This is a genomic window from Aquabacterium sp. T101 (assembly GCF_057219775.1).
Genome location: NZ_JBXVVZ010000008.1, coordinates 92,071 through 118,043, shown reverse-complemented (window position 1 = coordinate 118,043; position 25,973 = coordinate 92,071). Strand labels below are relative to the sequence as shown.

At 71.2% G+C, this 25,973-nt stretch carries 33 protein-coding genes; 21 read left to right on the top strand and 12 right to left on the bottom strand.

Annotation, left to right across the window (positions count from 1 at the left end; genetic code table 11):
• Positions 1-5 precede the first annotated feature (5 nt).
• Genes kynA through kynB form a run of 3 tightly spaced genes read right to left on the bottom strand, consistent with a single transcriptional unit; the run spans position 6 to position 2,817 of the window.
• The gene (gene kynA / locus AC2EAQ_RS17095) at positions 6-827 is read right to left on the bottom strand and encodes a tryptophan 2,3-dioxygenase (protein ID WP_484645636.1); all 822 of its coding nucleotides are present in this window, start codon (positions 825-827) and stop codon (positions 6-8) included.
• 56 nt (positions 828-883) lie between these two features.
• Complete coding sequence (gene kynU, locus AC2EAQ_RS17090) at positions 884-2,173, bottom strand: kynureninase (RefSeq protein ID WP_484645635.1); 1,290 nt, start codon at positions 2,171-2,173, stop codon at positions 884-886.
• A complete protein-coding gene (gene kynB / locus AC2EAQ_RS17085; RefSeq protein ID WP_484645633.1) occupies positions 2,170-2,817 on the bottom strand; it encodes an arylformamidase in 648 nt (215 codons plus the stop codon). The genes kynU and kynB overlap by 4 nt, the downstream gene beginning before the upstream one ends.
• A 95-nt stretch (positions 2,818-2,912) precedes the next feature.
• Between kynB and AC2EAQ_RS17080 the strand changes: the two genes are divergently transcribed.
• The 3 genes from AC2EAQ_RS17080 to AC2EAQ_RS17070 are packed head-to-tail and all read left to right on the top strand — an operon-like array spanning position 2,913 to position 5,369.
• Entirely contained in the window at positions 2,913-4,535 is a 1,623-nt protein-coding gene (locus AC2EAQ_RS17080) for an AMP-binding protein (RefSeq protein ID WP_484645631.1), read from the top strand.
• Positions 4,536-4,539: 4 nt separating this feature from the next.
• Complete coding sequence (locus tag AC2EAQ_RS17075; protein WP_484645630.1) at positions 4,540-4,965, top strand: acyl-CoA thioesterase; 426 nt, start codon at positions 4,540-4,542, stop codon at positions 4,963-4,965.
• The gene (locus AC2EAQ_RS17070) at positions 4,962-5,369 is read left to right on the top strand and encodes a RidA family protein (RefSeq protein WP_484645628.1); all 408 of its coding nucleotides are present in this window, start codon (positions 4,962-4,964) and stop codon (positions 5,367-5,369) included. The genes AC2EAQ_RS17075 and AC2EAQ_RS17070 overlap by 4 nt, the downstream gene beginning before the upstream one ends.
• On the opposite strand, the gene AC2EAQ_RS17065 is transcribed toward AC2EAQ_RS17070, so the two are convergent.
• From AC2EAQ_RS17065 to AC2EAQ_RS17055, 3 genes are read right to left on the bottom strand one after another with little or no spacing between them, the layout of a single operon-like run.
• On the bottom strand, positions 5,356-5,652 hold the full coding sequence (locus AC2EAQ_RS17065; protein ID WP_484645626.1) for a YkgJ family cysteine cluster protein: 297 nt from the start codon (positions 5,650-5,652) through the stop codon (positions 5,356-5,358). The genes AC2EAQ_RS17070 and AC2EAQ_RS17065 overlap by 14 nt on opposite strands.
• Entirely contained in the window at positions 5,649-6,581 is a 933-nt protein-coding gene (gene argF / locus AC2EAQ_RS17060) for an ornithine carbamoyltransferase (RefSeq protein WP_484645625.1), read from the bottom strand. The genes AC2EAQ_RS17065 and argF overlap by 4 nt, the downstream gene beginning before the upstream one ends.
• Positions 6,578-7,765, bottom strand: a complete 1,188-nt coding sequence (locus AC2EAQ_RS17055; RefSeq protein WP_484645623.1) for an aspartate aminotransferase family protein — start codon at positions 7,763-7,765, stop codon at positions 6,578-6,580. The genes argF and AC2EAQ_RS17055 overlap by 4 nt, the downstream gene beginning before the upstream one ends.
• A 248-nt stretch (positions 7,766-8,013) precedes the next feature.
• Between AC2EAQ_RS17055 and AC2EAQ_RS17050 the strand changes: the two genes are divergently transcribed.
• Positions 8,014-8,352, top strand: a complete 339-nt coding sequence (locus tag AC2EAQ_RS17050; protein WP_484645622.1) for a DUF3579 domain-containing protein — start codon at positions 8,014-8,016, stop codon at positions 8,350-8,352.
• A 48-nt stretch (positions 8,353-8,400) separates the two neighbouring features.
• On the opposite strand, the gene rpsT is transcribed toward AC2EAQ_RS17050, so the two are convergent.
• A complete protein-coding gene (rpsT, locus tag AC2EAQ_RS17045; protein ID WP_484645621.1) occupies positions 8,401-8,703 on the bottom strand; it encodes a 30S ribosomal protein S20 in 303 nt (100 codons plus the stop codon).
• Between the two features lie 120 nt (positions 8,704-8,823).
• Between rpsT and murJ the strand changes: the two genes are divergently transcribed.
• The 10 genes from murJ (at position 8,824) to AC2EAQ_RS16995 (ending at position 17,840) form a co-directional block, all read left to right on the top strand.
• A complete protein-coding gene (gene murJ / locus AC2EAQ_RS17040; protein WP_484645619.1) occupies positions 8,824-10,383 on the top strand; it encodes a murein biosynthesis integral membrane protein MurJ in 1,560 nt (519 codons plus the stop codon).
• Positions 10,384-10,401: 18 nt separating this feature from the next.
• Positions 10,402-11,268: a SirB1 family protein gene (locus AC2EAQ_RS17035; protein ID WP_484645618.1), complete on the top strand. Its 867-nt coding sequence runs from the start codon at positions 10,402-10,404 to the stop codon at positions 11,266-11,268.
• On the top strand, positions 11,268-12,329 hold the full coding sequence (locus AC2EAQ_RS17030) for an AI-2E family transporter (protein ID WP_484645617.1): 1,062 nt from the start codon (positions 11,268-11,270) through the stop codon (positions 12,327-12,329). Before AC2EAQ_RS17035 ends, AC2EAQ_RS17030 begins: the two co-directional genes overlap by 1 nt.
• Before the next feature lie 9 nt (positions 12,330-12,338).
• A complete protein-coding gene (gene hda, locus AC2EAQ_RS17025) occupies positions 12,339-13,025 on the top strand; it encodes a DnaA regulatory inactivator Hda (RefSeq protein ID WP_484645616.1) in 687 nt (228 codons plus the stop codon).
• 22 nt (positions 13,026-13,047) lie between these two features.
• Positions 13,048-13,725 (top strand): HAD family hydrolase, encoded by a 678-nt coding sequence (locus AC2EAQ_RS17020; RefSeq protein ID WP_484645615.1) that lies wholly within the window; start codon positions 13,048-13,050, stop codon positions 13,723-13,725.
• Positions 13,722-15,284: a polynucleotide adenylyltransferase PcnB gene (gene pcnB / locus AC2EAQ_RS17015; RefSeq protein WP_484645614.1), complete on the top strand. Its 1,563-nt coding sequence runs from the start codon at positions 13,722-13,724 to the stop codon at positions 15,282-15,284. The genes AC2EAQ_RS17020 and pcnB overlap by 4 nt, the downstream gene beginning before the upstream one ends.
• Positions 15,281-15,745 carry a 2-amino-4-hydroxy-6-hydroxymethyldihydropteridine diphosphokinase gene (folK, locus tag AC2EAQ_RS17010; protein ID WP_484645613.1) on the top strand — a complete coding sequence of 155 codons (465 nt, stop codon included), beginning with the start codon at positions 15,281-15,283 and terminating at the stop codon, positions 15,743-15,745. The genes pcnB and folK overlap by 4 nt, the downstream gene beginning before the upstream one ends.
• Complete coding sequence (locus AC2EAQ_RS17005; protein ID WP_484645612.1) at positions 15,742-16,098, top strand: DMT family protein; 357 nt, start codon at positions 15,742-15,744, stop codon at positions 16,096-16,098. The genes folK and AC2EAQ_RS17005 overlap by 4 nt, the downstream gene beginning before the upstream one ends.
• A gap of 68 nt (positions 16,099-16,166) precedes the next feature.
• Complete coding sequence (locus AC2EAQ_RS17000; protein ID WP_484645611.1) at positions 16,167-16,814, top strand: DUF47 domain-containing protein; 648 nt, start codon at positions 16,167-16,169, stop codon at positions 16,812-16,814.
• 15 nt (positions 16,815-16,829) lie between these two features.
• Entirely contained in the window at positions 16,830-17,840 is a 1,011-nt protein-coding gene (locus tag AC2EAQ_RS16995; protein ID WP_484645610.1) for an inorganic phosphate transporter, read from the top strand.
• Positions 17,841-17,859: 19 nt separating this feature from the next.
• On the opposite strand, the gene AC2EAQ_RS16990 is transcribed toward AC2EAQ_RS16995, so the two are convergent.
• A complete protein-coding gene (locus AC2EAQ_RS16990; RefSeq protein ID WP_484645609.1) occupies positions 17,860-18,306 on the bottom strand; it encodes a TM2 domain-containing protein in 447 nt (148 codons plus the stop codon).
• A complete protein-coding gene (locus tag AC2EAQ_RS16985) occupies positions 18,303-18,839 on the bottom strand; it encodes a GNAT family N-acetyltransferase (RefSeq protein WP_484645608.1) in 537 nt (178 codons plus the stop codon). Before AC2EAQ_RS16985 ends, AC2EAQ_RS16990 begins: the two co-directional genes overlap by 4 nt.
• Positions 18,840-18,985: 146 nt before the next feature.
• On the opposite strand from AC2EAQ_RS16985, the gene rpsP reads away from it, so the two are divergent.
• The 6 genes from rpsP to AC2EAQ_RS16955 all read left to right on the top strand — a co-directional run bounded on the left by rpsP (position 18,986) and on the right by AC2EAQ_RS16955 (position 22,803).
• Positions 18,986-19,237 carry a 30S ribosomal protein S16 gene (gene rpsP / locus AC2EAQ_RS16980; protein WP_484645607.1) on the top strand — a complete coding sequence of 84 codons (252 nt, stop codon included), beginning with the start codon at positions 18,986-18,988 and terminating at the stop codon, positions 19,235-19,237.
• Between the two features lie 15 nt (positions 19,238-19,252).
• A complete protein-coding gene (gene rimM, locus AC2EAQ_RS16975; protein ID WP_484645606.1) occupies positions 19,253-19,816 on the top strand; it encodes a ribosome maturation factor RimM in 564 nt (187 codons plus the stop codon).
• A gap of 1 nt (position 19,817) precedes the next feature.
• A complete protein-coding gene (gene trmD, locus AC2EAQ_RS16970; protein ID WP_484645605.1) occupies positions 19,818-20,567 on the top strand; it encodes a tRNA (guanosine(37)-N1)-methyltransferase TrmD in 750 nt (249 codons plus the stop codon).
• Positions 20,568-20,678: 111 nt separating this feature from the next.
• Positions 20,679-21,032: a 50S ribosomal protein L19 gene (gene rplS, locus AC2EAQ_RS16965; RefSeq protein ID WP_484645604.1), complete on the top strand. Its 354-nt coding sequence runs from the start codon at positions 20,679-20,681 to the stop codon at positions 21,030-21,032.
• A gap of 71 nt (positions 21,033-21,103) precedes the next feature.
• A complete protein-coding gene (locus AC2EAQ_RS16960) occupies positions 21,104-21,799 on the top strand; it encodes a CoA pyrophosphatase (RefSeq protein WP_484645603.1) in 696 nt (231 codons plus the stop codon).
• A 14-nt stretch (positions 21,800-21,813) separates the two neighbouring features.
• Complete coding sequence (locus AC2EAQ_RS16955) at positions 21,814-22,803, top strand: CobD/CbiB family protein (RefSeq protein ID WP_484645602.1); 990 nt, start codon at positions 21,814-21,816, stop codon at positions 22,801-22,803.
• A 7-nt stretch (positions 22,804-22,810) separates the two neighbouring features.
• Here the strand turns inward: AC2EAQ_RS16955 and rsgA are convergent, their stop codons facing one another.
• From rsgA to AC2EAQ_RS16940, 3 genes are read right to left on the bottom strand one after another with little or no spacing between them, the layout of a single operon-like run.
• Positions 22,811-23,725: a ribosome small subunit-dependent GTPase A gene (gene rsgA, locus AC2EAQ_RS16950; protein ID WP_484645601.1), complete on the bottom strand. Its 915-nt coding sequence runs from the start codon at positions 23,723-23,725 to the stop codon at positions 22,811-22,813.
• Positions 23,722-24,042 (bottom strand): 4a-hydroxytetrahydrobiopterin dehydratase, encoded by a 321-nt coding sequence (locus AC2EAQ_RS16945; protein WP_484645600.1) that lies wholly within the window; start codon positions 24,040-24,042, stop codon positions 23,722-23,724. The genes rsgA and AC2EAQ_RS16945 overlap by 4 nt, the downstream gene beginning before the upstream one ends.
• Positions 24,039-25,316, bottom strand: a complete 1,278-nt coding sequence (locus AC2EAQ_RS16940; protein ID WP_484645599.1) for a M48 family metallopeptidase — start codon at positions 25,314-25,316, stop codon at positions 24,039-24,041. Before AC2EAQ_RS16940 ends, AC2EAQ_RS16945 begins: the two co-directional genes overlap by 4 nt.
• A 55-nt stretch (positions 25,317-25,371) precedes the next feature.
• On the opposite strand from AC2EAQ_RS16940, the gene orn reads away from it, so the two are divergent.
• On the top strand, positions 25,372-25,932 hold the full coding sequence (gene orn, locus AC2EAQ_RS16935) for an oligoribonuclease (RefSeq protein WP_484645598.1): 561 nt from the start codon (positions 25,372-25,374) through the stop codon (positions 25,930-25,932).
• The last annotated feature ends 41 nt before the right edge of the window (positions 25,933-25,973 follow it).

Sequence of the window (25,973 nt, the reverse complement as noted above, 5' to 3'; positions counted from 1 at the left end):
CTCGCTCAGAGGCTGGTGCGCAGCGACCAGATCTCCGGGAACAGCACCACGTCGAGCATCTTGCGCAGGTAGCCCACGCCACTGGTGCCGCCGGTGCCGCGCTTGAAGCCGATGACGCGCTCGACGGTGGTCACGTGGCGGAAGCGCCAGAGCCGGAACGCGTCCTCCAGGTCGGTCAGTTCCTCGCCGAGCTGGTACAGGTCCCAGTGGGTGTCGGGCGCGCGATAGACGGCCAGCCACGCCTGTTCGACCGCCGGGTCGGCCTCGTGCGGCCGGGTCCAGTCCCGCTCCAGCCGGTTCGCGGGCACGGCAATGCCGCGCCGAGCCAGCAGGCGCAGCGCCTCGTCGTAGAGCGACGGTGCGCGCCACGCGGCTTCCACCTGGGCCAGGCGCGCCGGCGCATGGGCGTGGGGCTTGAGCATCGCCGCGTTCTTGTTGCCGAGGCGGAACTCGATGCAGCGGTACTGCCAGCTCTGGAAGCCGCTGGAATTGGCGAGGTACGGGCGCACCGCGCTGTACTCGGGCGGCGTCATCGTCGCCAGCACGTCCCAGGCGTGGACCAGCTGTTCCATGATGCGCGACACGCGCGCCAGCATCTTGAACGCCGCGCCCAGTTCGTCGTGCGCGATGCGCTCGATGGCGGCTTCCAGCTCGTGCAGCATCAGCTTCATCCACAGCTCGCTGGTCTGGTGCTGCACGATGAACAGCATTTCGTTGTGGTCCGGCGACAGCGGATGCTGCGCCGACAGCACCTCGTCCAGGTGCAGGTAGTCGCCGTAGCTCATGTCGCGCGAGAAGTCGAGCTTGGCGTCGTGATGTTCGGTCATGACGGGTCCTTGCGATGCGGGTGGGGCCGCGGGCTTCGGGCAGCCCGCGCCGGGGCTCAGGTCACGGCGGCCCTGCGCTGGAAGCGCGGGTCGCGCCACTGCTGCGTCTGCAGCACGTCGCGCAGGTGCTCGACGGCGTCCCAGACGTCGACGAAGCGCAGGTACAGCGGCGTGAAGCCGAAGCGCAGGATGTGCTGCGCGCCGGCCTGCGGGCCGGGCACGCCGGCGCGGAAGTCGCCCACCACGCCGCGCGCGATCAGCGCCTGCACGATGGCATAGCCGCCCTCGTCGCGCGCGAACGAGGCCTGGCTGCCGCGCAGCGCCGCGTCGCGCGGCGTCACCAGCGTCAGGTCGTGGCCGGCGCAGCGCTGCGCGACGAGGTCCATGAACAGCGTGCCGAGCGCGAGCGACTTCGCGCGCAGCGCCGCCATGCCGCCCAGCGGCGCGGCGGCCAGCAGCGTGTCCACGCCGCATTCGAGCGCCGCCACCTGGATGACGGGCGGCGTGCCGCACAGGTAGCGGGCGATGCCAGGCGCCGGTGCGTAGCCGGGGTCGAAGGCGAACGGCGCGGCATGGCCCATCCAGCCCGACAGCGGCTGGCGGAAGCGGTCGGCGTGGCGCGGGTGGACCCACACGAAGGCGGGCGCGCCGGGGCCGCCGTTGAGGTACTTGTAGCCGCAGCCGACGGCGAAGTCGGCGCCGTCGCGCCCAAGGTGCACGGGCAGCGCGCCGGCGCTGTGCGCCAGGTCCCACACCGCCAGCGCGCCCGCCGCCTGCGCGGCGGCGCTGAGGGCGGCCATGTCGTGCAGCCGCCCGGTGCGGTAGTTCACCTGGGTGAGCATCAGCACCGCCACGTCGCCCCGCGCCAGGCTCGGGCCGATCTGCGCCGGGTCGTCGACGAGCACCAGCTCGAAGCCGCGATCGCGCGCCAGCGACTCGGCGATGTAGAGGTCGGTCGGGAAGTTGTCGCGCTCGCTCAGCACGACGCGGCGCGACGGGCCGTCCGCCTGCGCGAGGGTCAGTGCCGCGGACAGCACCTTGAACAGGTTCACCGAGGTGGAGTCGGCCACCACCAGCTCGCCCGCGCCGGCACCCACCAGCGAGGCGATCTTGTCGCCCACGCGCCGCGGCAGGTCGATCCAGCCGGCGGTGTTCCAGCTTTCGATGAGCTGCTCGCCCCATTCCTGCTGCACCACCTGGGCGACGCGGGCCGGCGTGGCGCGCGGCAACGCGCCCAGCGAGTTGCCGTCGAGGTAGATGCGCCCTGGCGGCAGTGCGAAAAGGTCGCGCAGCGGGGCCAGCGGATCGCGGGCGTCGAGCGCCGTGCAGTCGTTTCGGTCGATCATGGGGCGGGGGGCAGTTCTCGCAGCACGGCGCGCACCGGGCTGGCGTCGGCGGTCATCAGCTTGAGCGGCAGCGCGATCAGCTCGTAGTCGCCCTCGGGCACGGCGTCGAGCACGAGGTTCTCCAGCACGCGCAGGCCGCGGCGGCGCACCACCTGGTGGCTGGGCAGGTCCTTGCTGGGCGCGGGGTCGATGCTGGCGCTGTCGATGCCCACGAGCAGCACGCCCAGGTCGGCGAGGCGCTCGACGGCGTCCGGGTCGAACGCGGGCAGGTCGGGGTCCCAGCGGTCCACGGGCATGTGGCGGTAGGTGCGGACCAGCACCCGCGGCGGCAGGCCGGGGCGCTGCACGGCGGGGGCCAGGTGCTGCCACGTGACCAGCGGCGCCACGCCGATGGCGTGGACGACGCGACACGGCCCGAGGTAGGGCTGCAGGTCGAGAAGCCCGGCGGCGCTGCCGCCGGCGTCGTAGTGCAGCGGGGCGTCGCCATGCGTGCCGGTGTGCGGCGACAGCGTCAGCGAGCTCACGTTGACCGGGCATCCGGGGCCCAGCGTGGCCGCCCATTGCTGGCCGTATGCCGTGTCGCCGGGGAACACGGGCGAGCCCGCGTGCACCGGCGCGGAGATGTCCCACAGGCGCGCTGTCATGCGGCGATCATAGGCGGGCCGCTGCGGCGCATCGGCGCGCGCGGCTCGGTGCTTGTCCCATCGCGGCGGGGGCGCCCAGGGGCTAAATTGGGGTCATGGCCGACCCCGCCTTCGACTCCTTCGCTCGCGACCGGCTGCCGCCTCCCGACCGCATGCCGACCTTCGTGTTCGGCCTGCCGGAACTGCAGCGGCTGCCGGCGCGGTTGAACTGCGCCAGCCGCCTGCTCGACCGCTGGGTCGCGTCGGGGCAGGGCGACCGGCCCTGCGTGCTCGGCAGCGCCCCCGACGGCACGCCGATCCGCTGGACCTATGCCGACCTGCAGCGCGAGGCCAACCGCATCGCCCGCGTGCTGGTCGAGGACCAGGGCCTGCGCCCGGGCCAGCGCGTGCTGCTGCGCGGGGCCAACTCGCCGATGCTGGCGGCGTGCTGGTTCGCCGTCGTCAAGGCCGGGGCCATCGCGGTGGGCACGATGCCGCTGCTGCGCGCGCGCGAGCTGGTGGGCATCGTCGACAAGGCGCAGATCACCCATGCGCTGTGCGACGCGCGGCTGGCGGAGGAGCTGACGCTGGCGCTGCCGCAGTGCCCGACGCTGACCCGCGTGCTGCACTTCAACCGCGGCGCGCTCGAGGACGCGGCGCAGCGCAAGCCGGCGCACTTCGACAACGTCGACACCGCCGCCGACGACACCTGCGTCATCGCGTTCACGTCGGGCACCACCGGGCAGCCCAAGGCCGCGATGCATTTCCACCGCGACCTGATGGCCGCCGCCGCCTGCTGGCCGCCGCACGTGCTGCGCGCGCAGCCCGACGACGTGATCATCGGCAGCCCGCCGCTGGCGTTCACCTTCGGCCTGGGCGGCCTGCTGGTGTTCCCGCTGTCCATCGGCGCGTCCACGGTGCTGGTGGAAAAGGCCACGCCCGACGCGCTGCCAGCGGCGATCGCGCAGTACCGCGCCACGATCTGCTACACGTCGCCCACCGCGTACCGCGCCATGGCCGCGGGCATCGCCGCCCACGACGTGTCCAGCCTGCGCAAGTGCGTGTCCGCGGGCGAGGCGCTGCCGGCGGCCACGCGCCAGCTCTGGCTCGACACGACGGGCATCCGCATCATCGACGGCATCGGCTCCACCGAGATGTTCCACATCTTCATCTCGGCCACCGAGGAGCAGGCTCGCGGCGGCGCCACCGGTCACGTGGTGCCGGGCTACGAGGCCGCCGTGCTCGACGACGCGGGGCATCCGCTGCCGCCGGGACAGGTGGGTCGGCTGGCGGTGCGCGGCCCCACCGGCTGCAAGTACCTCGACGACGAGCGGCAGACCACCTACGTGCAGAACGGCTGGAACCTCACCGGGGACGCCTACCTGGTGGACCCGGCCGACGGCCAGTTCGTCTACCAGGCGCGCACCGACGACATGATCATCTCCGGCGGCTACAACATCGCCGGGCCCGAGGTGGAAAGCGCGCTGCTGCTGCACCCGGCGGTGGCCGAGTGCGGCGTGGTCGGCGTGGCCGACGAGGAGCGCGGCCAGATCGTCAAGGCCTTCGTCGTGCTGAGGTCCGGCCACACCGGCGACGCCGCGATGGTCAAGACCCTGCAGGACTTCGTCAAGCAGACGGTGGCGCCGTACAAGTACCCGCGGGCGGTGGAGTTCCGCGCCAGCCTGCCGCGCACCGAGACAGGCAAACTGCAGCGGTTCCGACTGCGCCAGGGAGGGTGACACGATGGCCGGCAAGGTGTTCGAGATCGAGGAGGTGGTGCGCTTCGCGCATTGCGATCCTGCGGGCATCGTCTTCTTCCCCCAGTACCTGGTGATGCTCAACACGCTGCACGAGCGCTGGTTCGGCGAGGCGCTCGGCGTGCCGTACCAGCACTACATCGGCGAGCGCCGTCTCGGACTGCCGACCGTGCGCCTGGAATGCGACTTCGTCGCCGTGAGCCGCCATGGCGACCGCCTGCGGCAGCGCCTGGAACTCGCCAAGCTCGGCCGCACCTCGCTCGAGCTGGCCGTGGAATTCGTCAGCGACGGCGGCGAACTGCGGGCGCGCTTCCGCCAGGTGCTCGTGTGCACGTCGCTGGCCACGCATAAGTCGTATCCGCTGCCCGACGACCTGCGCGACGCGATGCAGCACTACCTGAGGCTCGCATGAGCATGGGCTCCAAGCGGCGCCTTCAGCCGCCCGACTGGGCCGAGCCGCGCGGCTACGCCAATGGCGTGGCGGCCTCGGGCACCCAGGTGTACGTGGCCGGCCAGATCGGCTGGAACGCGCAGTGCGCGTTCGACAGCGACGACCTCGTCGACCAGGTGCGCCAGGCGCTGGCCAACGTGGTGGCCGTGCTGGCCGAGGCGGGCGCGCAGCCGCGGCACATCGTGCGCATGACCTGGTACGTGGTCGACAAGCGCGACTACCTGGCCCGCGCGCGCGACATCGGCCGCGCCTACCGCGAACTGATCGGCGACTACGACGTGGCGATGAGCGCGGTGCAGGTGGCCGCACTGATCGAGGACCGCGCCAAGGTCGAGATCGAAGTCACCGCCGTCATACCGGGCTGAGGCCGTGCCGGCGGCGCGCGGCGTTGCAGGCGTCGCTGCCGGCTTCCAGTTCGCGGCAGGGGCCGGGGCGCCACTCGTAGACCGCGCAGCGCACCCGCTCGCCGATGCGGCCCGACAGCGCCGCGCAGCGGGGGGGCTGGTGGTCGGTGCCTCGCAGGCGCAGCAGCTGCTCGTTCAACTCGACCACGAGCGCCTCGGGGAGGCGGGCGTCGAGGTCGCGCCGGTCGAAGTCGACCCGGTACGCGGCGCAGCACGCGCCGCAGCCGGTGCAGAGCTCGCTCACCCGATGCGGCCGATGAGCAGGTACTCCATCAGGGCCTTCTGCACGTGCATGCGGTTCTCGGCCTCGTCCCACACCACGCTCTGCGGGCCGTCGATCACGCTGGCAGCCACTTCCTCGCCGCGGTGGGCGGGCAGGCAGTGCATGAACAGCGCGTCGGGCTGCGCCACGGCCATCAGGCGGTCGTCGACGCACCAGTCGGCGAAGGCCTTGGCGCGCGTCTCGTTCTCGGCCTCGTAGCCCATGCTCGTCCACACGTCGGTGGTCACGAGATGCGCGCCGCGGCAGGCGTCCTGCGGATGGCGGAACACGCGGTAGCAATCGCTGCGCGAGATGCCGGCCACCTTGGGGTCGATCTCGTAGCCGCCGGGCGTGCTGACGTGGACCGTGAAGCCGAGGATCTCGGCGGCCTGCAGCCAGGTGTTGGCCATGTTGTTGCCGTCGCCGACCCAGGCCACCACCTTGCCGGCGATCGAGCCCCGATGCTCGATGTAGGTGAACACGTCGGCCAGGATCTGGCACGGGTGGAACTCGTTGGTCAGGCCGTTGATGACCGGCACGCGCGAGTGCGCGGCGAAGTCCTCGATCTTCTTCTGCTCGTAGGTGCGGATCATCACCAGGTCGACCATGCGGCTGATGACGCGGGCGCTGTCCTCCACCGGCTCGGAGCGGCCGAACTGGCTGTCGCCCGTGGTCAGGTGGACCACCGAGCCGCCCATCTGGTACATGCCGGCCTCGAAGCTGACGCGGGTGCGCGTGCTGGCCTTCTCGAAGATCATCGCCAGCGTGCGGTCCACCAGCGGCTGGTACTTCTCGTAGTTCTTGAACCGCTTCTTGATCTCGCGCGTGCGCTCGAACAGGTAGGCGTACTCCTCCGCGCGCAGGTCCTTGAACTGCAGGTAGTGGCGGATCATCGAGGCCCCCGGCGTCATGATGCGAGGAACCTGCGGATCAGCGGGGCCAGCCGTGCCACCACCTCGTCGGCCTCGGCGGCGGACAGGATCAGCGGCGGCAGCAGGCGCACCACGCGCTCGGCGGTGACGCTGATCAGCAGGCCGGCGTCGCAGGCCTGGCGCAGCAGGTCGCCGCAGGGACGGTCCAGTTCGATGCCGATCATCAGGCCCTGGCCGCGGAACTCCACCACCCCGGCCTGGCCGGCCAGTTCGCGCTCGAGCCCGGCGCGCAGGCGGGCACCGACCTCGGCGGCATTGGCCAGCAGGTGGTCCTCTTCCATGATGCGCAGGGTCTCGATGCCCGCGCGCATGGCCAGCGGGTTGCCGCCGAACGTGGTGCCGTGGTTGCCGGGGCCGAGCACCTGGGCCGCGCGCGGGCCGCAGACGATCGCGCCGATGGGCACGCCCGAACCCAGGCCCTTGGCCAGCGGCATCACGTCGGGCTGGATGCCGGCCCACTGGTGCGCGAACCACTTGCCGGTGCGCCCGAGGCCGCACTGCACCTCGTCGAGCATCAGCAGCCACTGACGCTCGTCGCAGACGCGGCGCAGACGCTGAAGGTAGTCGACGCGCGACGGGTTGATGCCGCCTTCGCCCTGGATCACCTCCAGGAACACCGCCACCACGTTGGGACGCGTGCGGGCGGCTTCCTCGATCGCGCCGATGTCGTTCATCGGTACGCGCACGAAGCCTTCCACCAGCGGGCCGAAGCCGGCCTGCACCTTGGTGTTGCCGGTGGCCGAGAGCGTGGCGATCGAGCGGCCGTGGAAGGCCTTCTCGTAGACGATGATCTCCGGGCGCTCGATGCCACGATCGTGGCCGTACTTGCGCGCGATCTTGATCGCGCCCTCGTTGGCTTCCAGGCCCGAGTTGCCGAAGAACACGTTGGTCAGGCCTGACAGCTCCACCAGCTTGGCCGCCAGGCGCTCCTGCAGCGGCGCCTGGTAGTAGTTGCTGGTGTGGATCAGCTTGCCGATCTGGTCCTGCAGGGCCGGCACCAGCTTCGGATGCGCATGCCCGAGGGTGTTCACGGCGATGCCGGCCAGCGCGTCGAGGTACTCGCGCCCGTCGGTGTCCCACACGCGGCAGCCTCGACCGTGCGACAGCGCGATCGGCAGGCGGCCGTAGGTGGACATCACATGGGGCTCGGCGGTCACGGGCATCGAAGGGGCTCCTGCCAAAGAGAAGCGCCGGCTGCGTCACGAGTTCACGCACCGGCGGGCAGTCCATTCTACGGTTGCGCCTTTCCCCGCCGAAGAACCGTGCTGGAACCGGTGAAGGCCGACCCATGAATGCTGCGGCGCAACAACAGGCAGGCACAATAGCGGCTGCGACGGCGGCCCTGGCAGCTCGCGGCATGCTCGGGCACGCCGCTTGCGAAGCAGCGGCGGGCCCCGCGACCCACACGACCATGACTGTTCCCGAGCGCGGCGCGCGCGAGTTCATCATCCACGGCGTCACCAAGGACGGCCGCACCTTCCGCCCCAGCGACTGGGCCGAGCGGTTGGCGGGCGCGATGTCGAGCTTCCGGCCGGGCACGGCGGGCAAGGCCGGCATCGGCGCCTACATCGGCTATTCGCCGTACTGCGTGCCCACCACGGTGGGCACCGTCAAGGCCGTGATCGTGAACGAGGCGCTGCGCGACATCGAGCCGATGGCGTGGGACTTCGTCATCAACTTCGCGCGCGACAACGACCTGCAGTTCGGCGAGGTGTGCGTGCTGCCGCACCCGGTGCTGACGCGGCCATGAAAAAGGCCCTCCGGGGAGGGCCTTCGTCGGGGGGGAAGGGGCGCGGCCTCAGGCGGCGACGGCCAGGGCCTTGACCTTGGCGGCCAGGCGGCTCTTGTGGCGGGCGGCCTTGTTCTTGTGGAACATGCCCTTGTCGGCCACCGAGTCGATCACGCTCTGGGCGGCCTTGAAAAGTTCGGACGCCTTGCCCTTGTCGCCGGCCGTCACGGCCTTCTGCACGCCCTTGATCGCGCTGCGGAACTTGGAGCGCAACGCGGTGTTGGCGGCGTTGAGCTTCACGTCCTGGCGGGCGCGCTTGCGGCCCGAGGCGATGCGGACGGTCTTCTTCTTGGCTTTGGACGAGGTGGCCATGCTGGGATCGGGTCGGACTTTGCGAAAGACGGCGATTCTAGCACGGGCTGCGGCCGGCTTGCCAGCCCGGTCCGGGGACGTTAGTGGGCGCTTTCTATAATCCGCGCCTCCAACGCCCGCATGAACCTCCTCAAGGCCGCCTCCACCGTCTCGCTCCTGACCCTGGCGTCCCGGGTGACGGGACTGATCCGTGAACAGCTCATCGCCGCCACCTTCGGCGCCAGCGCTGCCACGGATGCGTTCAACGTGGCGTTCCGCATCCCGAACCTGCTGCGCCGGCTGTTCGCCGAGGGGGCCTTCTCCCAGGCCTTCGTGCCGATCCTGGCCGCGAGCCGCGAGCGCGACGGCGACGAAGCGACGCACCGCCTCGTCGACGCCGTGGCCACCGTGCTGGCCTGGGCCCTCGTCGCCACCTGCACGATCGGCGTCATCGCAGCCCCGGTGCTGGTGTGGCTGATTGCGTCCGGGCTGGCCGAGTTCGACAGCGCGGTGACGATGACGCGCTTCATGTTCCCCTACATCGGCTGCATGTCGATGGTGGCGCTGGGGGCCGGCATCCTGAACACCTGGAAGCGCTTCGCGGTGCCGGCGGCCACGCCGGTGCTGCTGAACCTGTCGGTGATCGCCGCGGCGTGGTGGGGCGTGCCGTGGTTCCAGCGCCAGGGCTGGCCGCCGATCTACGCCCTGGCCGCCGGCGTGATGCTGGGCGGCGTGCTGCAGCTGGCGCTCCAGGTGCCGGCGCTGGCGCGTCTGGGCCTGCTGCCGCGCATTGGGCTGCTGCCGGGCACCGTGCGCGGTGCGTGGCACCACCCGGGCGTGCGGCGCGTGCTCAGCCAGATGGCCCCGGCCCTGCTGGGCGTGTCGGTGGCCCAGATCTCGCTGCTGATCAACACGCAGATCGCCTCGCACCAGGGCGCCGGGGCCGTGTCCTGGCTCACCTATGCCGACCGGCTGATGGAGTTCCCCACGGCGCTGCTGGGCGTGGCGCTGGGCGTGGTGCTGCTGCCGCAACTGTCCGCCGCGCAGGCCCGGGACGACGGCAACGACTACAGCGGCCTGCTCGACTGGGGCCTGCGCCTGGTCGTGATGCTGGCGCTGCCTTGCGCCGTGGCCCTGATCGTGTTTCCCCAGGCGCTGGTGGCGGTGCTGTACCACTATGGCGCGTTCTCGGCGCGGGACGTGTCGCAGACGGTCACCGCCCTGATGGGCTACGGCGTGGGGCTGATGGGCCTGGTGGCCGTCAAGGTGCTGGCGCCGGGCTTCTACGCGCGCCAGGACATCCGCACCCCGGTGCGCATCGCGGTGGTGGTGCTGGTGGCCACGCAGGCGATGAACCTCGTGTTCGTGCCCTGGCTGGGCCATGCCGGGCTGGCGCTGTCGATCGGCCTCGGCGCGATCGTCAACGCGTTGTGGCTGCTGATCCGGCTGCGCCAGGGCGGGCTCTACCGGCCGTCGCCCGGATGGGCCGGGTTCCTCGTGCGCGTCGTCCTGTCCTGCGCGGCGATGGGGGCCCTGCTGGGCTGGGCGGCGCGCCACATCGACTGGATCGGCCTGGGTGACGGCCAGAACCTGGCGCGCGCCGGTCTCGTCGCCGCGGTGCTGGCCGCGGCCGCGCTGGTCTACTTCGCGGTGCTCGGCGCCTGCGGCGTGCGCCCGCGCCAGTTCATGCGCCGGGGCTGACCTACACTGGCCGCGACCATGCCGCAGCTCCTGTTCGACCAGCCCACGCCGCTCGATTACTTCTCGTCGCTGGTGGCCGACGACGAGCAGCTGTCCCAGCTCGAAGCCGCGGTGGCGGTGGGCCAGGACGCGCTGCCGTCGCTGGACGTGCAGGGCGTGCTGGCGGGCATCGACGCGCTGGCGGCGCGCCTGAAGCACCGCATCGCCGCCGACACCGCGCCGCTGGCGCGCCTGCGCTACCTGAACCACTACTTCTTCCAGGAACTGGGCTTCGCGGGCAACGTCAACGACTACTACGACCCGGACAACAGCTACCTGCACCGCGTGCTCGACACGCGGCGCGGCATCCCGATCACGCTGGCGCTGATCTACGTGGAGATCGCCACGCAGATCGGGCTCGACGCGCGGGGCGTGTCGTTCCCCGGGCACTTCCTCGTCAAGCTGCGCATGCCGCAGGGCGAGGTGGTGATCGACCCCTTCAACGGCCGCTCGCTGTCGCGCGAAGACCTCGACGAGCGCATCGCGCCGTACCGCAGGCGCCACGGCCTGCTCGACGAGGCCGAACTTCCGCTCGGCCTGTTCCTGCAGGCGGCCACGGCGCGGGCGGTGGTGGCGCGCCTGCTGCGCAACCTGAAGGAGATCCATCGCAGCGCCGAGGACTGGGCCCGTCTGCTGCTCGTGATGCGGCGCCTCGTGGTGCTGCTGCCGGACGACTGGGAGGAGCGGCGCGACCTCGGGCTCGTGCGCGCGGAACTGGGCGATGCCCGGGGCGCGCTCGACGACCTGCGCGCCTATCTCGAGAACTGCCCGGGCGCACCCGACTTCCGTGCCATCCGCGACCGTGCCGACGAGCTGGCCTCCGCGGGCCGGCCGTCCCTGCATTGATGGCACTCAACCCGAGCCAGCGTCGCAGCCTGCTCTGGGGCGGGGTGGCCCTGGGCACGGCCTTCCTGCTGTGGGTGCTGGGGCCCGTGCTCACGCCCTTCGTCGTGGCGGCGGTGCTGGCCTACGCGCTGCATCCGGCCGTAGAAGCGCTCGCCGCGCGCCGCGTGCCGCGCCTGCTCGCGGTGGTGCTGGTGGAGGCGCTGGCGATCGTGGCGCTGCTGGCCCTGGTGCTGCTGCTGGTGCCGGTGATCGCCAAGGAGCTGCCGCTGCTGCGCGAACAGATCCCCCTGCTGGCCGACCGCGTCAATCGCACGCTCAGCCCCTGGCTGGCGCAGTTCGGCATCCACGTCGCCCTGGACAGCGCCAGCATCAAGGCCTTCGTGCTGAAGACACTCGACGCCAACCTGGAGGAATGGCTCGGCCACGTGCTCAGCTCGGCGCGCATCGGCGGCAGCATGCTGCTGGCGCTGGTGGGCAATGCGGTGCTGATGCCGGTGGTGCTGTTCTACCTGCTGGCCGACTGGCCCGACCTCGTGGCGAAGGTGCAGGCCCTGATCCCGCCGCGCCTGCGCGAGCGCGTGCTCGGCTTTCTCGACGAATGCGACGGCGTGCTGGGCCAGTACCTGCGCGGCCAGTTGATGGTCATGGGCGTGCTGGCGCTGTACTACAGCGTGGCCCTGGGGCTGGCGGGCTTCGACCTCGCGCTGCCGGTGGGCGTGTTCACCGGCCTGGCCATCTTCATCCCGTACCTTGGCTTCGGCCTCGGGCTGGCGCTGGCCCTGCTGTCCGGGGTGCTGCAGTTCGCGTCCTGGTACGGCGTGGCCGCGGTGGCCGTGATCTACGGCCTGGGTCAGCTGGGGGAGAGTCTGGTGCTGACGCCGCGCCTCGTGGGCGAGCGCATCGGGCTCAACCCACTGGCGGTGATCTTCGCGCTGCTGGCCTTCGGCCACCTGTTCGGCTTCATCGGCGTGCTGATCGCGCTGCCGGTCAGTGCCGTGCTGCTGGTGGCCTTGCGCCGCGCGCAGTCCGCCTACCTGGGCAGCCGGCTTTTCACGGGGTGAGCAGGTCCCGTGCGGCAGATCCCCCTGGACATCGTTCCGGAACCCCTCGCGACGTTCGACTCCTTCGTGCCGGGCCCCGGCGACGGCAACCGTGCCGCGGTGGCGCACCTGCAGGGCCTGTCGGCACGGCCGGGCGCGCCGGTCTACCTGTGGGGCCCGCCGGGCAGCGGCAAGACCCACCTGCTGCGTGCGCTGGCCGGGGCCGCGCAGGCGGCCGGCCGCGGCGCGGCGTGGTTCGACGCGGCGTCGCCGCTGCCCTGGGCGTTCGACGCCACGTGGGCGCTCGTGGTCATCGACGACTGCGGCGCCCTCGACGCGTCGCGCCAGCAGGCCGCCTTCGCCCTGCTGGTCGAGGCGCTGGCGCAGGGCACCCAGGTGGCCGCTGCGGGCAGCCTGCCGCCGGTGGACCTGCCCCTGCGCGACGACCTGCGCACGCGCCTGGCCTGGGGGCATGTGTTCGCGCTCGAGCCGCTGGGCGATGCCGAGGCGCGCGCGGCGCTGCGGCGCGAGGCCGACCGCCGCGGCATCGTGCTGTCCGACGAGGTGATGGACTACCTGCTGACCCGGTTCTCGCGCGACCTGAAGCACCTGATGGCGCTGCTGGACCGGCTGGACGAGTTCGCTCTGTCCGCCCACCGCCCGGTGACCGTGCCGCTGCTGCGGCGCATGTTCGAGGAAGAGGGTGAGCGCCTGTGACGTCGCGCCCCGAAGGCACCGCATGAACCTGACGCTGTTCGACCTGGACGGCACCCTGATCGCCACCGACTCCGACCACGCGTTCGGCCAGTACCTCGTCGACCGGGGCTGGGCCGATCGCGACGAGTTCACGCGCCGCAACGACGCGTTCTATGCCGACTACCTGGCCGGGCGCCTGGACCAGGCCGCGTACATCGAGTTCGCGACGACGCCCTGGCGCGACCGGCCGCTGGCCGAGGCCGAGGCCCTGCGGGCCGACTTCGTCCGCGAGCGCATCCTGCCGGCGGTGCACGACAGCGCGCGGGCCCTCGTGCGGCGCCACCAGGACGCCGGCGATCGGGTGGCGATCGTCACCGCCACCAACGAGTTCATCACCCGCCCCATCGCCGACCTGTTCGGCGTGCCGGAACTGATGGCCCTGGAGCTGGAGCGCGACCCGCAGGGCCGCGCCACCGGCCGCATCCGCGGCACGCCGACCTTCCGCGAAGGCAAGATCGCCCGCGTGCGGCAGTGGCTGGCCGGCGCCGGCACGAGCGTCGAGTCGTTCGAGCGGATCACGGTCTACAGTGATTCCGACAACGACCTGCCGCTGCTGGAATGGGCCACGCATCCCGTGGCCACCAATCCCGGCGCGGGATTGCTCGCCGTGGCGCAAGCGCGCGGCTGGCCGATACTGCGCCTGTTCGAGACCACCCCATGATTCGCAAGTTCATCGACAAACTGCTCGGCAAGAGCACCGCACCCGAAGCCAAGGCGGGGGGCATCCCGCGCGGCAAGCGGGTGGAAGTGCCCGTGGCGGAACACGGCATCGACCCCGAGATGGTGGACGAGCGCGCGGTGCGCGTCGTGCGCACGCTGCAGGACGCCGGGCACAAGGCCTACATCGTGGGCGGTGCGGTGCGCGACCTGCTGGTCGGCCGACGCCCGAAGGACTTCGACGTCGCCACCGACGCCACCCCGGAGCAGGTCAAGGCGCTGTTCCGCCGCGCCTTCATCATCGGCCGGCGCTTCCGCATCGTGCACGTGGTGTACGGCCGCGGACGCGACCACGAGGTGGTGGAGGTGTCCACCTTCCGCGCCTACCTGGACGCCGAGCAGGCCGACCAGGTGGCCGGCAACGAGAAGACCTCGAAGTCCGAGCTGGCCGGCAAGAGCCACGTCGTCGACGCGAGCGGCCGCGTGCTGCGCGACAACGTCTGGGGCTCGCAGCTCGAGGACGCCGCGCGGCGCGACTTCACCATCAACGCGATGTACTACGACCCGGTCACGCAGGTGGTGGTGGACTACCACCACGGCATGCGCGACCTGAAGAAGAAGACGCTGCGCATGATCGGCGACCCGGCCACGCGCTACCGCGAGGACCCGGTGCGACTGATCCGCGTGGTGCGCTTCGCCGCCAAGCTCGGCTTCGACATCGACCCGGCCACCCGCGCCCCGATGCCCGAGGCCGCCGCGCTGCTGTCCAACGTGCCCGCGTCGCGCCTGTTCGACGAGATGATCAAGCTGCTGCAGACGGGGCATGCGCTGGACAGCGTGGCCGAGCTGCGCAAGCAGGGCCTGACCCAGCTGTTCCCGCTGCTGTCGCCGCTGATGGGCAACGGCGTCAAGCACAAGACCCAGCAGGTGCAGTTCGTGGAGGCCGCCCTGGCCGACACCGACGCTCGCGTGGCCGACGGCCGCAGCGTCGCACCGAGCTTCATGCTGGCCTGCCTGATGTGGCACGAGGTGCGCGAGCGCTGGGACGCCGCGCGCGCGCAGGGCGAGCACACGGTGCCGGCGCTGCAGGGCGCGATCGACGCGGTGTTCGACGCCCGCATCGGCGACATCTCCGGCCGCGGCAAGCTGGGCGCGGACATGCGCGAGATCTGGCTGATGCAGCCGCGCTTCGAACGCCGCACCGCGGCGTCGGCGCCGTCGTTCGTCGAGCAGCCGCGTTATCGCGCGGCCTATGACTTCCTGCGCCTGCGCGCCGACTGTGGCGAGGTGGACGCGGATCTGGCCGACTGGTGGGAGGACTTCGCGCTCGGCACGCCCGAGGAGCGCGAGGCCCTGCTTGCGGCGGTGCGCGAGTCCGGCCGCGGAGCGCCGCGCCGCGTCCACGCCGTGCCCCGCGGCAGCGTGGCCGCCCAGGCAGGCACCGAGGAGCCCGCCGCCGGCGCGGTCGAGGAGACGGCCGCTCCGGCCCGCAAGCGCCGCCGGCGCCGTCGCAAGCCGGCGTCGGGCGGGGGCGAGGTGCCGGCCTCCGGGGCCGGGCAGTGACTCCCGTGGCCGGCGAGCGCGTGTTCGTCGGCCTGGGGGCCAACCTCGGCGACGCGCAGGCCACGCTGCGCGCCGCGTTCGACGCGCTGGGCCGCCTGCCGGGCACGCTGTGCGTGGCCCGGTCCTCGCTGTATCGCAGTGCCCCCGTGGACGCCACGGGGCCCGACTACGTCAACGCCGTGGCCGAGCTGCGCACCCGGATGCAGCCCGAGGTGCTGCTGGACGCGCTGCACGCGCTCGAGGCGCGCTTCGGCCGCGAGCGCCCGTACCACCACGCGCCGCGCACGCTCGACCTGGACCTGCTGCTGTACGGCGACCGCCGCATGAGCAGCCCGCGCCTGGTGCTGCCCCATCCCCGCCTGCATGAGCGTGCCTTCGTGCTGGTGCCGTTGAACGAGATCGCGCCCGGGATCGCCCCGCCGCCGCCGCCGGGCCAGGCCATCGAGAGGATCGAGCCATGACCGTCAACCTGCCCGTGTCGCTGCAGACCTTTGGCCTGCTCGTGCTGTCCAACGTCTTCATGACCATCGCCTGGTACGGCCACCTCAAGGGTCTGGCGGACCGGCCGTGGTGGATCGCCGCGCTGGTCAGCTGGGGCATCGCGCTGTTCGAGTACCTGCTGCAGGTGCCGGCCAACCGCATCGGCTACGCCGGCGGCCTGTCGCTGGCCCAGCTCAAAATCGGGCAGGAGGTCATCACGCTCGCCGTGTTCGTGCCCTTCGCCGTGCTCTACATGAACCAGCCGCTCAAGCTCGACTACCTGTGGGCGGCGCTGTGCCTCGTGGGGGCCGTGTACTTCATCTTCCGCAGTTGAGCGCCTATACACTGTCGATGTGACAGGGTCGTGACATTGTTGTCGCGACGCAGCGCTGGGGGACATCGATGCTGTTCGGCAAGCTTCTGCCACGGGAAGGCAACTTCTTCGAACTGTTCAATCAGCATGGCATGCACATTGCCGAGGGCTCGCGGGCCTTCGTCGCCATGATCAAGAACTACGAGGACCCGGTTCTGCGCCAGAAGCATGCCGAGGCGGTGGACCATGCCGAGCGTCAGGCCGACAAGGTCACCGCCGAGGTCAATCGCCTGCTGCACAAGACCTTCATCACGCCGATCGACCGCGAGCAGATCCACGGCCTGATCAACACCATGGACGACGTGCTGGACCTGCTGCAGGACTCCACCGAGACCATGTCGCTGTACGACGTGCGGCAGATCACGCCCGAGGTGCTGCGACTGGCCGAACTGTCCGCCAAGTGCTGCGACCGTGTCGCCCACGTGGTGACGCTGCTGTCGCGCATCGGCAACGCCGACGTGATCGAGGCGGCGCTCAAGACCTGCGAGGAAATCGACCAGCTCGAGTCCGACGCCGACCGCGAGATGCGGTCGGCGATGAGCCGGCTGTTCCGCGAGCAGGACGACGTGCGCGAGCTGATCAAGTTGAAGACAATCTACGAGCAGCTCGAATTGATCACAGACCGCTGCGAGGACGTGGCCAACCTGATCGAGGGCGTGGTCCTCGAGAACTCCTGAGCCTTCGCGGTCGCCATGGCTTCGATGGAGGTGGCTTTCTGGGTGATCGTGATGCTGGTGCTGCTGGCGATCGCGTTCGACTTCATGAACGGCTTCCACGACGCGGCCAACTCGATCGCCACCGTCGTCTCCACCGGCGTGCTCAGGCCGCAGCAGGCCGTGCTGTTCGCCGCGTTCTTCAACTTCGTCGCCATCTTCGTGTTCCAGCTCAAGGTGGCCGCCACGGTGGGCAAGGGCATCGTGGAGCCCGGCGTGGTCGACCACTACGTGGTGTTCGGCGCCCTGGTCGGCGCGATCGCCTGGAACGTGATCACCTGGTGGTACGGGCTCCCGTCGTCGTCGTCGCACGCCCTGATCGGCGGCATCGTCGGCGCGACCATGACGAAGGTGGGTGCCGGTGGACTGGTGGGCGCGGGCGTCTGGAAGACGGTCGCCTTCATCGTGGTGTCGCCCACGCTCGGCTTCCTGCTCGGCTCGCTGCTGATGGTGATCGTGGCCTGGGTCTGTCGCGGCGTGCGACCTCAGCGGGTGGACGGCGTGTTCCGCCGCCTGCAGCTCGTGTCGGCCGGCCTGTACAGCCTGGGCCATGGCGGCAACGACGCGCAGAAGACCATCGGCATCATCTGGATGCTGCTGATCGCCACCGGCTACGCCAGCGCCACCGACGCGATGCCGCCCGGCTGGGTGATCTGGAGCTGCTACATCGCCATCGCGCTGGGCACCCTGTTCGGCGGCTGGCGCATCGTCAAGACGATGGGCCAGCGCATCACCAAGCTCAAGCCGGTCGGGGGCTTCTGTGCCGAGACCGGCGGGGCCATCACGCTGTTCCTCGCCAGTTCGCTGGGCATCCCGGTGTCCACCACGCACACCATCACCGGCGCCATCGTCGGCGTGGGCTCCACGCGCAGCGCGTCGGCGGTGCGCTGGGGCGTGGCCGGCAGCATCGTGTGGGCGTGGATCTTCACCATCCCCGCGTCCGCGCTGATCGCGGCCGCGGGCTACGGCCTGGGCCGCCTGATCTTCTGAGCCCGGGCGTGCCCGGGCCTCAGCGGCTGATGCGCCGGGCCTGTTCGACCTGCCACTCGAAGTAGCGCTGGCCGCTGAAGGCCACGGTGGCCATCAGCGCCGACGCGCCGATCATCAGCGCGGCGATCACGCCCAGCACCGGGCCCCAGCGCGTGGCACGGGGCGGCGCCCCGGGGTTGCGGGCGGCGTCCCAGCGCTCGTCGGGGGTCAGTCCGTAGACGATGGCGAACAGGCAGGCCTGGGCGATCATCAGCCCCAGGATCGGCAGCAGCACCCACGAGACCTGGTCGTCCTGGCCGAAGGCGCGCACCCGCTGGATGCCCGCCAGACCGAACAGGGTGGGCCAGGGGTGCAGCCACGCCCACGCATCGCGCCAGCCGTGCAGGTAGAACCGGTGCGCGCCGAAGCTGCCGCCCAGCAGGGCGAGCCACGTGGCCACCGTCTTGGACCGGTAGCCGGCGCTCATGGGTCGACCGGCACGGTGCGGTCGCCGTCGCCCAGGCTGCGCTGCATCATCACCACGTCGAGCCAGCGCCCGAATTTCCAGCCGGCCGACTTGAGCACGCCCACCGGCTCGAAACCGCAGCTGCGGTGCACGCCGACCGACCCGGCGTTGGCCGAGTCGCCGATCACGGCCAGCATCTGCCGCGCGCCCCGAGCCTGGCAGCGCGCGATCAGCTCGGCCAGCAGCAAGCGGCCCAGGCCCTGGCCGCGGGCCGCCTCGTCGAGGTAGATCGAGTCCTCGACGCAGAAGCGGTAGGCCCGGCGCGGGCGGAAGTGGTTGGCATAGGCGTAGCCGAGCACGATGCCGTCGCGCTCGGCCACCAGCCAGGGCAGGCCGTTGGCCAGCACCGCCGCGCGGCGCTCGGCCATTGCGGCCGTGTCGGGCGCTTCGAGCTCGAAGGTGCCGGTGCCGTGCTCCACGGCGTGGGCGTAGATGCGGGTGATGGCCGCCAGGTCGGCCGTTTCGCTGGGCCGGATCAGCAGGGAAGGGGTCATGTTGCGGCGCAGTTTATAATCCCGCGCTTTCGGTGCTGGCCGGTCGGGTGACCGGCGTATCTACGGTGCCGGCCCCCCTTGCCCAGCCTGGCTGCGTGTGTCCCGCGGTTCGGTGGCGACAACCGAGATTCGAGGAATCACTCAACATGGTCGTGATCCGTCTGGCCCGTGGCGGCGCCAAGAAGCGCCCGTTCTACAACATCGTCGTGGCCGACTCCCGTGAGCGCCGCGACGGCCGCTTCATCGAGCGCGTGGGCTTCTACAACCCGATGGCCGCCGGCGGCGAACAGCCGCTGCGCGTGGCCACCGACCGCATCGCCCACTGGAAGGGCGTCGGCGCCCAACTGTCCCCCACCGTGGCGCGTCTGGTCGAGCAGGCCAGCAAGGCTGCCGCCTGAGCCTGAGCGGCAGTCATGCCGCTGTCCGCTTCCACCGAACCCGAGACCGACTTCCCCGCTGACGCGGTCGAGGTCGGTCGCGTCGTGGGCGCGTGGGGCGTCAAGGGATGGATCAAGGTCCAGCCCTTCGCGTCCGATCCGCAGGCGCTGTTCTCGTCCAAGCGCTGGTACCTGCGTCCGGGCGACCCCGGTCCCGGGCGCCCGGCGCCGCCGCCCCTGCTGCGGGTGATCCAGGCCCGCGAGCATGGCGCCATGGTGGTGGCGGGGGCCCAGGAGGTGCCCGATCGCGTGGCGGCCGAGGCGCTCAAGGGGGCCCGCATCTTCGTGCCCCGTGCCAGCTTTCCGACGGCCGGCGCCGACGAGTACTACTGGGTCGACCTGATCGGCTGCGAAGTGGTCAACCGCGACGGCGCGATCCTGGGCCGCGTCGCCGACCTGCTGGACACCGGCGCCCACAGTGTGCTGCGCATCGTGGCCGACGGCGTGCCGGAGCGGCTGGTGCCCTTCGTGGCGGCCTACGTGGACACGGTGGACGTCGCCGCGCGGCGCATCACGGTCGACTGGGGCCTGGACTACTGAGATGCGTTTCGACGTCATCACGCTGTTTCCGGAGCTCTTCGGCCCGTTTCTGTCGTCAGGTGTGACGCGCCGGGCGTTCGAGTCCCGGCTTGTGGACGTTCGCCTCTGGCCGCTGCGGGACCATGGCGAAGGCACCTACAAGCGGGTCGACGATCGGCCGTTCGGCGGCGGCCCCGGCATGGTGCTGCTGCTCGAACCGCTGGAGCAGGCGCTGGCGGCCGTGCGGGCCGACCGCGACGTGCCCGCGCCGGCCGTGATCCACTTCACGCCCACCGGGCGGCGCATCGACCAGGCGCTGGTGCGCGAGATGGCGGCAGGCCCCGGGGCCGTCCTGGTCTGCGGCCGCTACGAGGGCATGGACCAGCGATTCGTGGACCGGCACGTCACGCTGGAACTCAGCCTGGGCGACTTCGTGCTGTCCGGCGGCGAACTGCCGGCCCTGGCGCTGCTCGACGCCGTGGCCCGGCTGCAGCCCGGGGTGCTTGGCGACGAGCGCTCGCACCTGCAGGACAGCTTCGGCGACGGCGACGGCCTGCTGGACTGCCCTCACTACAGCCGGCCGGAAGTGCACGCCGGGCAACCGGTGCCGCCGGTGCTGATGTCCGGCCACCACGCCCAGATCGGGCGCTGGCGCCGCGAGCAGTCGCTGGCGCTGACCGCCCGCCGGCGTCCCGACCTGATCGCGGCCGCCCGCGCCGCGGGCCGGCTCAGCCCGGCCGACGAGGCGTTCCTGGCGGCCCTGAAGACCTGAGATTTGGGCCCTATAATCGCGGGCTTTCGATCCTCTGCCCGGCTGCCGTACGCCCTGCGCGTGCGCAACACACTTCCTCCAACCCGCCGGCACGATCGCTCGGAGTCATCCATGGACCTGATCCAGACCCTCGAACAAGAGGAAATCGCCCGCCTGGGCAAGAAGATCCCCGCGTTCGCCCCCGGCGACACGGTCATCGTCAACGTCAACGTCGTCGAAGGCACCCGCAAGCGCGTGCAGGCCTACGAAGGCGTCGTGATCGCCAAGCGCAACCGCGGCCTGAACAGCTCGTTCATCGTGCGCAAGGTGTCCAGCGGCGAAGGCGTCGAGCGGACCTTCCAGCTCTACAGCCCGCTGATCGCCGGCATCGAGGTCAAGCGCCGCGGCGACGTGCGCCGCGCCAAGCTGTACTTCCTGCGCGACCGTTCGGGCAAGTCGGCCCGCATCAAGGAAAAGCTCGCCTGATCCGGCATCGATGCCGTCCGTCAGAGGCCGCCCCCGGGCGGCCTTTTGCGTTCACGGCTTAAGCTCCAGGGATGGTCGCCCTCGTACGTCCGCGAATCCAGGACCCCCGGGTCATACCGGTGTCCGGCAACGACACGCACCTGCCGGCGGTGGAACCCTCCCGGCTGGCGCCGTCGTGGCTGCGTGATCGCTTCGCGGCACCCCCGGCCTGGGAGCCGGAGACGCGCGGCGACGGCGGCCGCTTTGCCGGCTACGAGCGCAGCGATGCGTCGGTGCTGGTGCCGCTGGTGCAGCGCGACGAGGGCCTGACGCTGCTGCTGACCCAGCGTACCGCCCACCTGCGCGATCACGCCGGGCAGATCAGCTTTCCAGGTGGTCGGGCCGAACCGGGCGACGCCGACGCCGTGGAGACGGCGCTGCGCGAAGCCGAGGAGGAGGTCGGCCTGGCGCGGCGCCATGTCGAGGTGATCGGCGCCTTGCCCGTCTACCGCACGGTGACCCACTACGACGTCACGCCGGTGGTGGCCCTGGTGGAGCCCGCGTTCGACCTGCGTATCGACACCGACGAGGTCGCCGAGGCCTTCGAGGTGCCGCTGACCTTCCTGATGACGCCGGCCAACCATCGCCGGCACGTGTTCGACTGGGACGGCGGTCGGCACGAGTTCCTGTCCATGCCCTGGCCGCGGCCGGACGGGCGGGGCGAGTACTTCATCTGGGGTGCCACGGCGGCCATGCTGCGAAACTTCTACCGCCTGCTGACCGCCTGACCCGACGCCACGCCGTGAGCTTCTTCGCCGTCCTCATTGCCCTCTGGATCGAGCAGCTCAAGCCCCTGCCGCGCGACAACTGGGTGCACGACTCCCTGATCGCCTGGACCGGCTGGGCCGGCCGCAACTTCGACGCCGGGCAGAGCCGGCACGCGGTGGTGGTGTGGTTCGTCACCGTGGTGGCGCCGGCGCTGGCGGCCTGGGGCGTGTACCTCGGGCTGGTCCACTACAGCCTGGCCGCGGCCTTCGCCTTCGACGTGCTGGTGCTGTACCTGACGCTGGGCTTCAGGCAGTTCAGCCATTACTTCACCGACATCCGCGCCGCGCTCGACCAGGGCGACGAAACCGAGGCGCGGCGCCTGCTGGCCGAATGGCGTCATCTCGACGCCAGCGAGCTGCCGCGCACCGAGCTGCTGCGTCACGTGCTGGAGCATTCGCTGCTGGCGGCACACCGCCATGTGTTCGGCGTGTTCTTCTGCTTCGTGGCGCTGTCGGCCGTGGGCCTGGGCCCGGCCGGTGCCGTGCTGTACCGGATGGCGGAGTTCGCCAGCCGCTACTGGGCGTTCAAGAGCCGCACGCTCGACGTGCCCGCCAACGAACGGCTGATGCGCCTGGCGCAGCGGGCCTTCTCCGTCATCGACCATGTGCCGGCGCGCTTGACGGCCTTCGGCTTTGCGGTGGTCGGCAACTTCGAGGAGGCGGTCAACGGCTGGCGGCGCGACGCGGCGCTGTGGCGGCATCCCAACGAGGGCATCCTGCTGGCCTCGGCCGCGGGTGCGATCGGCGTGCAGCTCGGCGGCCAGGCGGCGCCCGGCGTGTCGCCCGACCGGTCCAAGACCTTCGACGTCGGCGACCGGCCCGAGGCCGCCGCCGCCGTCGGCTCCACGCCCGGCGTGCCGGCCCAGGCCGGCCACCTGCAGAGCGTGGTCGGCCTCGTGTGGCGCTCGGTCGTGCTGTGGATGCTGATGGCCGCGCTGCTGTCGCTGGCCAACCTGATCGGCTGACGCGCCGCTACCAGCGCTCGCGCGCCAGCTCGTCGCAGATCTCGCCGTAGATGCGCCAGCGCGACGCGCTGATGTCGCCGCGTTCCACGGCAGCGAGCACCGCACAACCCGGCTCGTGCCGGTGCGTGCAGTTGTAGAAGCGGCAGCCGTCGGCGTACGCGCGCAGGTCGGGCATCAGCCCGGGCAGCTGCAGGGCCTGCACGTGGCGCAGGCCGAACTCCTGGAAGCCCGGCGAATCGATCAGCGCGGTGCGGCGCCCGGCGTCGAGCCAGTACCAGGTGGTGGACGTGGTGGTGTGGCGCCCGGCGCCCAGCGCCTGCGAGATCTCGCCGGTCTGCGCGGCGGCGCCCGGCACCATCAGGTTGATCAGCGTGCTCTTGCCCATGCCGCTGGGCCCGAGCACCAGCGTGCTGCGGCCGTCCAGCAGCGGCGCCAGCAGTTCGCGCGCGGCGTCGGGGCGCGCCTTCATCGCCACCTCGTGCACCGTGATGCCCATGGCGCGGTAGGGCGCCAGGCGCGCGCGGGCCAGGTCCACCTGGGGCAGGTCGCACTTGTTGAGCAGCACGACGGCCTCGATGTCCGCGCTCTGCGCGGCGATCAGCGCACGGGCGAGCTGCGACTCGCTGAACACGGGCTCCACGGCCACGATGACCAGCACCTGGTCGATGTTGGCGGCGAAGGACTTCGTCTTCCATTCGTCCTGGCGGTGCAGCAGGTTGCGCCGCGGCTCGATGTGCTCGATGACGCCTTCGCCGCCCTGGGCATGCGTGGGCTGCCAGCGCACCCAGTCGCCCACCACGCAGTCGCTCTTCTTGCCGCGCGGATGGCAGACGACGCGCTCGCCCTCGGGGGTCTCGACGATGACGTGCCGCCCATGCGCTGCGACCACGCGCCCCAGGTCGAGCGCGGCGAACTTGCTCAAGCGAGCAGCGCCTCCACCTTGGCCGCGCAGATGAAGTCGTTGATCGAGATGCCGCCCACCGAATGCGTGTTGAACCTGAGCGTGGCGCGGTCGTACGAGAAGGCGATGTCGGGGTGGTGGTCCTCGCGGTGCGCGATCCAAGCCACCGCGTTCACGAAGGCCACCGTGCGGTGGTAGTCATCGAAGCGGAAGGTCTTCTCGATGGCGCCCTCGGCGAGCACCCAGCCCGGGGCACCGCCCAGGTGGCGCTGGATCTCGGCGTCGCTCATGGGCGCCTGGCCCTCCAGCGGCCGGCAACGCTGTTCGGCAAGCTTCATCGCTGGGGCTCCCAGTGCAGTGCGGCCAGGCGTTCGGCGGCCGGCGGATGCGAGTAGTAGAAGCGGGCGTAGATCGGGTCCGGCGTCAGCGTGCCGGCGTTGTCCTCGTGCAGCTTGACCAGCGCGCGGGCGAGGTCCTGGCCGTTGGCCTGCGCGCAGGCGTAGGCGTCGGCTTCGAACTCGTGCCGGCGCGACAGCGCCGCGGCCAGCGGCGTGACGAGGAACCCGAACGGCGGCAGGGCGAACATGAGCAGCAGCAGGGCCAGCGCGTCGTTGGGCGTGCCCGCGAGGTTGGGCACCACGCCCAGGCCGGTGTAGAACCATTGCTGCTGGGCCAGCCAGCCGAGCGCGGCCAGCGCCGCCAGGCTGACGCCGAAGATGGCGAACATGCGCTTGGGCACATGGCGCAGCTTGAAGTGGCCGAGCTCGTGCGCGAGCACCGCCTCCACCTCGCCCGGGCTGAGGCGCTCGAGCAGGGTGTCGAAGAAGACCACCCGCTTGGCGGCGCCCAGCCCGGTGAAGTAGGCGTTGGAATGCGCCGATCGCCGGCTGCCGTCCATCACGAACAGGCCCTTGGCGCGAAAGCCGCAACGGGTCATCAGGGCACCGACGCGGTCGGCGAGCGCGGCGTCGGCCAGCGGCGAGAACTTGTTGAACAGAGGGGCGATCAGGGTGGGGTAGATCACCAGCATCAGCAGCTGGAAGCCGGTCCAGGCGGCCCAGGCCCAGAGCCACCACCACGCGCCGGCGGCCCCCATGAGCCACAGCACCAGCGCCACCAGCGGCAGGCCGATCGCGGCACCGACGAGGGCGCCCTTGAGGGCGTCGGCCAGGTACAGGCGCCAGGTCATGCGGTTGAACCCGAAGCGCTGCTCGATGCGGAACGTGCTCCACACGTCGAGCGGCATCTCCACCAGCGACCCGATCAGCGCCACGGCGGCCACGAGGGCGAGCTGGTAGGCCAGGCCTCCCCAGGCCGGGAGCACCGCGTCGCGGACCGCCGCGTTCAGGGCGTCCAGTCCGCCCAGCAGCGTCCAGCCCAGCAGCACGGCGGTGCCGAAGGCGTTGGAGACCAGCCCGAAGCGGCCGCGGGCCAGGGTGTAGTCGGCCGCCTTGCGATGCGCGTCCAGCGAGACGCTGGCCGCGAAGGCGGCGGGCACCGCGTCGCGGTGCCGGGCCACATGGCGCATCTGGCGCAGCGTGAGCCAGGTCTTGAGCACGAAGCTCGTCACGATGGCGGCGGCGAACAGGGCGGTCAGGGCCAGCGAATGCATGGGGCGGGAGTGTAGGGCTGCGACAATGCCCGCGAGCCTCACACGGACCCTCGCCATGACCAACGCCACCCTCGCCAAGAACGACAGCAACCTGATCTGGATCGACCTCGAGATGACCGGCCTGTCGCCCGAGCGCGACCGCATCATCGAGATCGCCGTGGTGGTGACCGACGCCCAGTGCACCACCCGGGTCGAGGGCCCGGTGTTCGCGATCCACCAGACCGACGCCGTGCTCGACGCGATGGACGCCTGGAACAAGGGCACGCACGGCCGCAGCGGCCTGATCGACCGGGTGAAGGCCTCCACGGTGGACGAGGCGCATGCCAGCGCCGAGGTGATCGCCTGGCTGTCGCAGTACATCGCCGCCGGCAAGAGCCCGATGTGCGGCAACTCGATCTGCCAGGACCGCCGTTTCCTCGCCAACCACATGCCGGCGCTGGAGGCCTTCTTCCACTACCGCAACCTGGACGTCAGCACGCTGAAGGAACTGGCGCGGCGCTGGAAGCCCGCGGCGCTGGAAGGGCTCGTCAAGGCGCAGGCCCATACCGCGCTGGCCGACGTGCACGAGTCGATCGACGAACTGCTGCACTACCGCAGGACGCTGCTGGCGGTCTGACGCCGGCGGGGCGCGGCGACTCCCGCCCCCGATTGCGGTTT

Coding starts and splice junctions, on each gene's coding strand:
- kynA (WP_484645636.1), bottom strand. CDS start 827: ATGACCGAACATCACGACGCCAAGCTCGACTTCTCGCGCGACATGAGC.
- kynU (WP_484645635.1), bottom strand. CDS start 2,173: ATGATCGACCGAAACGACTGCACGGCGCTCGACGCCCGCGATCCGCTG.
- kynB (WP_484645633.1), bottom strand. CDS start 2,817: ATGACAGCGCGCCTGTGGGACATCTCCGCGCCGGTGCACGCGGGCTCG.
- AC2EAQ_RS17080 (WP_484645631.1), top strand. CDS start 2,913: ATGGCCGACCCCGCCTTCGACTCCTTCGCTCGCGACCGGCTGCCGCCT.
- AC2EAQ_RS17075 (WP_484645630.1), top strand. CDS start 4,540: ATGGCCGGCAAGGTGTTCGAGATCGAGGAGGTGGTGCGCTTCGCGCAT.
- AC2EAQ_RS17070 (WP_484645628.1), top strand. CDS start 4,962: ATGAGCATGGGCTCCAAGCGGCGCCTTCAGCCGCCCGACTGGGCCGAG.
- argF (WP_484645625.1), bottom strand. CDS start 6,581: ATGACGCCGGGGGCCTCGATGATCCGCCACTACCTGCAGTTCAAGGAC.
- AC2EAQ_RS17055 (WP_484645623.1), bottom strand. CDS start 7,765: ATGCCCGTGACCGCCGAGCCCCATGTGATGTCCACCTACGGCCGCCTG.
- AC2EAQ_RS17050 (WP_484645622.1), top strand. CDS start 8,014: ATGACTGTTCCCGAGCGCGGCGCGCGCGAGTTCATCATCCACGGCGTC.
- rpsT (WP_484645621.1), bottom strand. CDS start 8,703: ATGGCCACCTCGTCCAAAGCCAAGAAGAAGACCGTCCGCATCGCCTCG.
- murJ (WP_484645619.1), top strand. CDS start 8,824: ATGAACCTCCTCAAGGCCGCCTCCACCGTCTCGCTCCTGACCCTGGCG.
- AC2EAQ_RS17035 (WP_484645618.1), top strand. CDS start 10,402: ATGCCGCAGCTCCTGTTCGACCAGCCCACGCCGCTCGATTACTTCTCG.
- AC2EAQ_RS17030 (WP_484645617.1), top strand. CDS start 11,268: ATGGCACTCAACCCGAGCCAGCGTCGCAGCCTGCTCTGGGGCGGGGTG.
- AC2EAQ_RS17020 (WP_484645615.1), top strand. CDS start 13,048: ATGAACCTGACGCTGTTCGACCTGGACGGCACCCTGATCGCCACCGAC.
- pcnB (WP_484645614.1), top strand. CDS start 13,722: ATGATTCGCAAGTTCATCGACAAACTGCTCGGCAAGAGCACCGCACCC.
- AC2EAQ_RS17005 (WP_484645612.1), top strand. CDS start 15,742: ATGACCGTCAACCTGCCCGTGTCGCTGCAGACCTTTGGCCTGCTCGTG.
- AC2EAQ_RS17000 (WP_484645611.1), top strand. CDS start 16,167: ATGCTGTTCGGCAAGCTTCTGCCACGGGAAGGCAACTTCTTCGAACTG.
- AC2EAQ_RS16995 (WP_484645610.1), top strand. CDS start 16,830: ATGGCTTCGATGGAGGTGGCTTTCTGGGTGATCGTGATGCTGGTGCTG.
- AC2EAQ_RS16990 (WP_484645609.1), bottom strand. CDS start 18,306: ATGAGCGCCGGCTACCGGTCCAAGACGGTGGCCACGTGGCTCGCCCTG.
- AC2EAQ_RS16985 (WP_484645608.1), bottom strand. CDS start 18,839: ATGACCCCTTCCCTGCTGATCCGGCCCAGCGAAACGGCCGACCTGGCG.
- rpsP (WP_484645607.1), top strand. CDS start 18,986: ATGGTCGTGATCCGTCTGGCCCGTGGCGGCGCCAAGAAGCGCCCGTTC.
- rimM (WP_484645606.1), top strand. CDS start 19,253: ATGCCGCTGTCCGCTTCCACCGAACCCGAGACCGACTTCCCCGCTGAC.
- trmD (WP_484645605.1), top strand. CDS start 19,818: ATGCGTTTCGACGTCATCACGCTGTTTCCGGAGCTCTTCGGCCCGTTT.
- rplS (WP_484645604.1), top strand. CDS start 20,679: ATGGACCTGATCCAGACCCTCGAACAAGAGGAAATCGCCCGCCTGGGC.
- AC2EAQ_RS16960 (WP_484645603.1), top strand. CDS start 21,104: ATGGTCGCCCTCGTACGTCCGCGAATCCAGGACCCCCGGGTCATACCG.
- AC2EAQ_RS16945 (WP_484645600.1), bottom strand. CDS start 24,042: ATGAAGCTTGCCGAACAGCGTTGCCGGCCGCTGGAGGGCCAGGCGCCC.
- AC2EAQ_RS16940 (WP_484645599.1), bottom strand. CDS start 25,316: ATGCATTCGCTGGCCCTGACCGCCCTGTTCGCCGCCGCCATCGTGACG.
- orn (WP_484645598.1), top strand. CDS start 25,372: ATGACCAACGCCACCCTCGCCAAGAACGACAGCAACCTGATCTGGATC.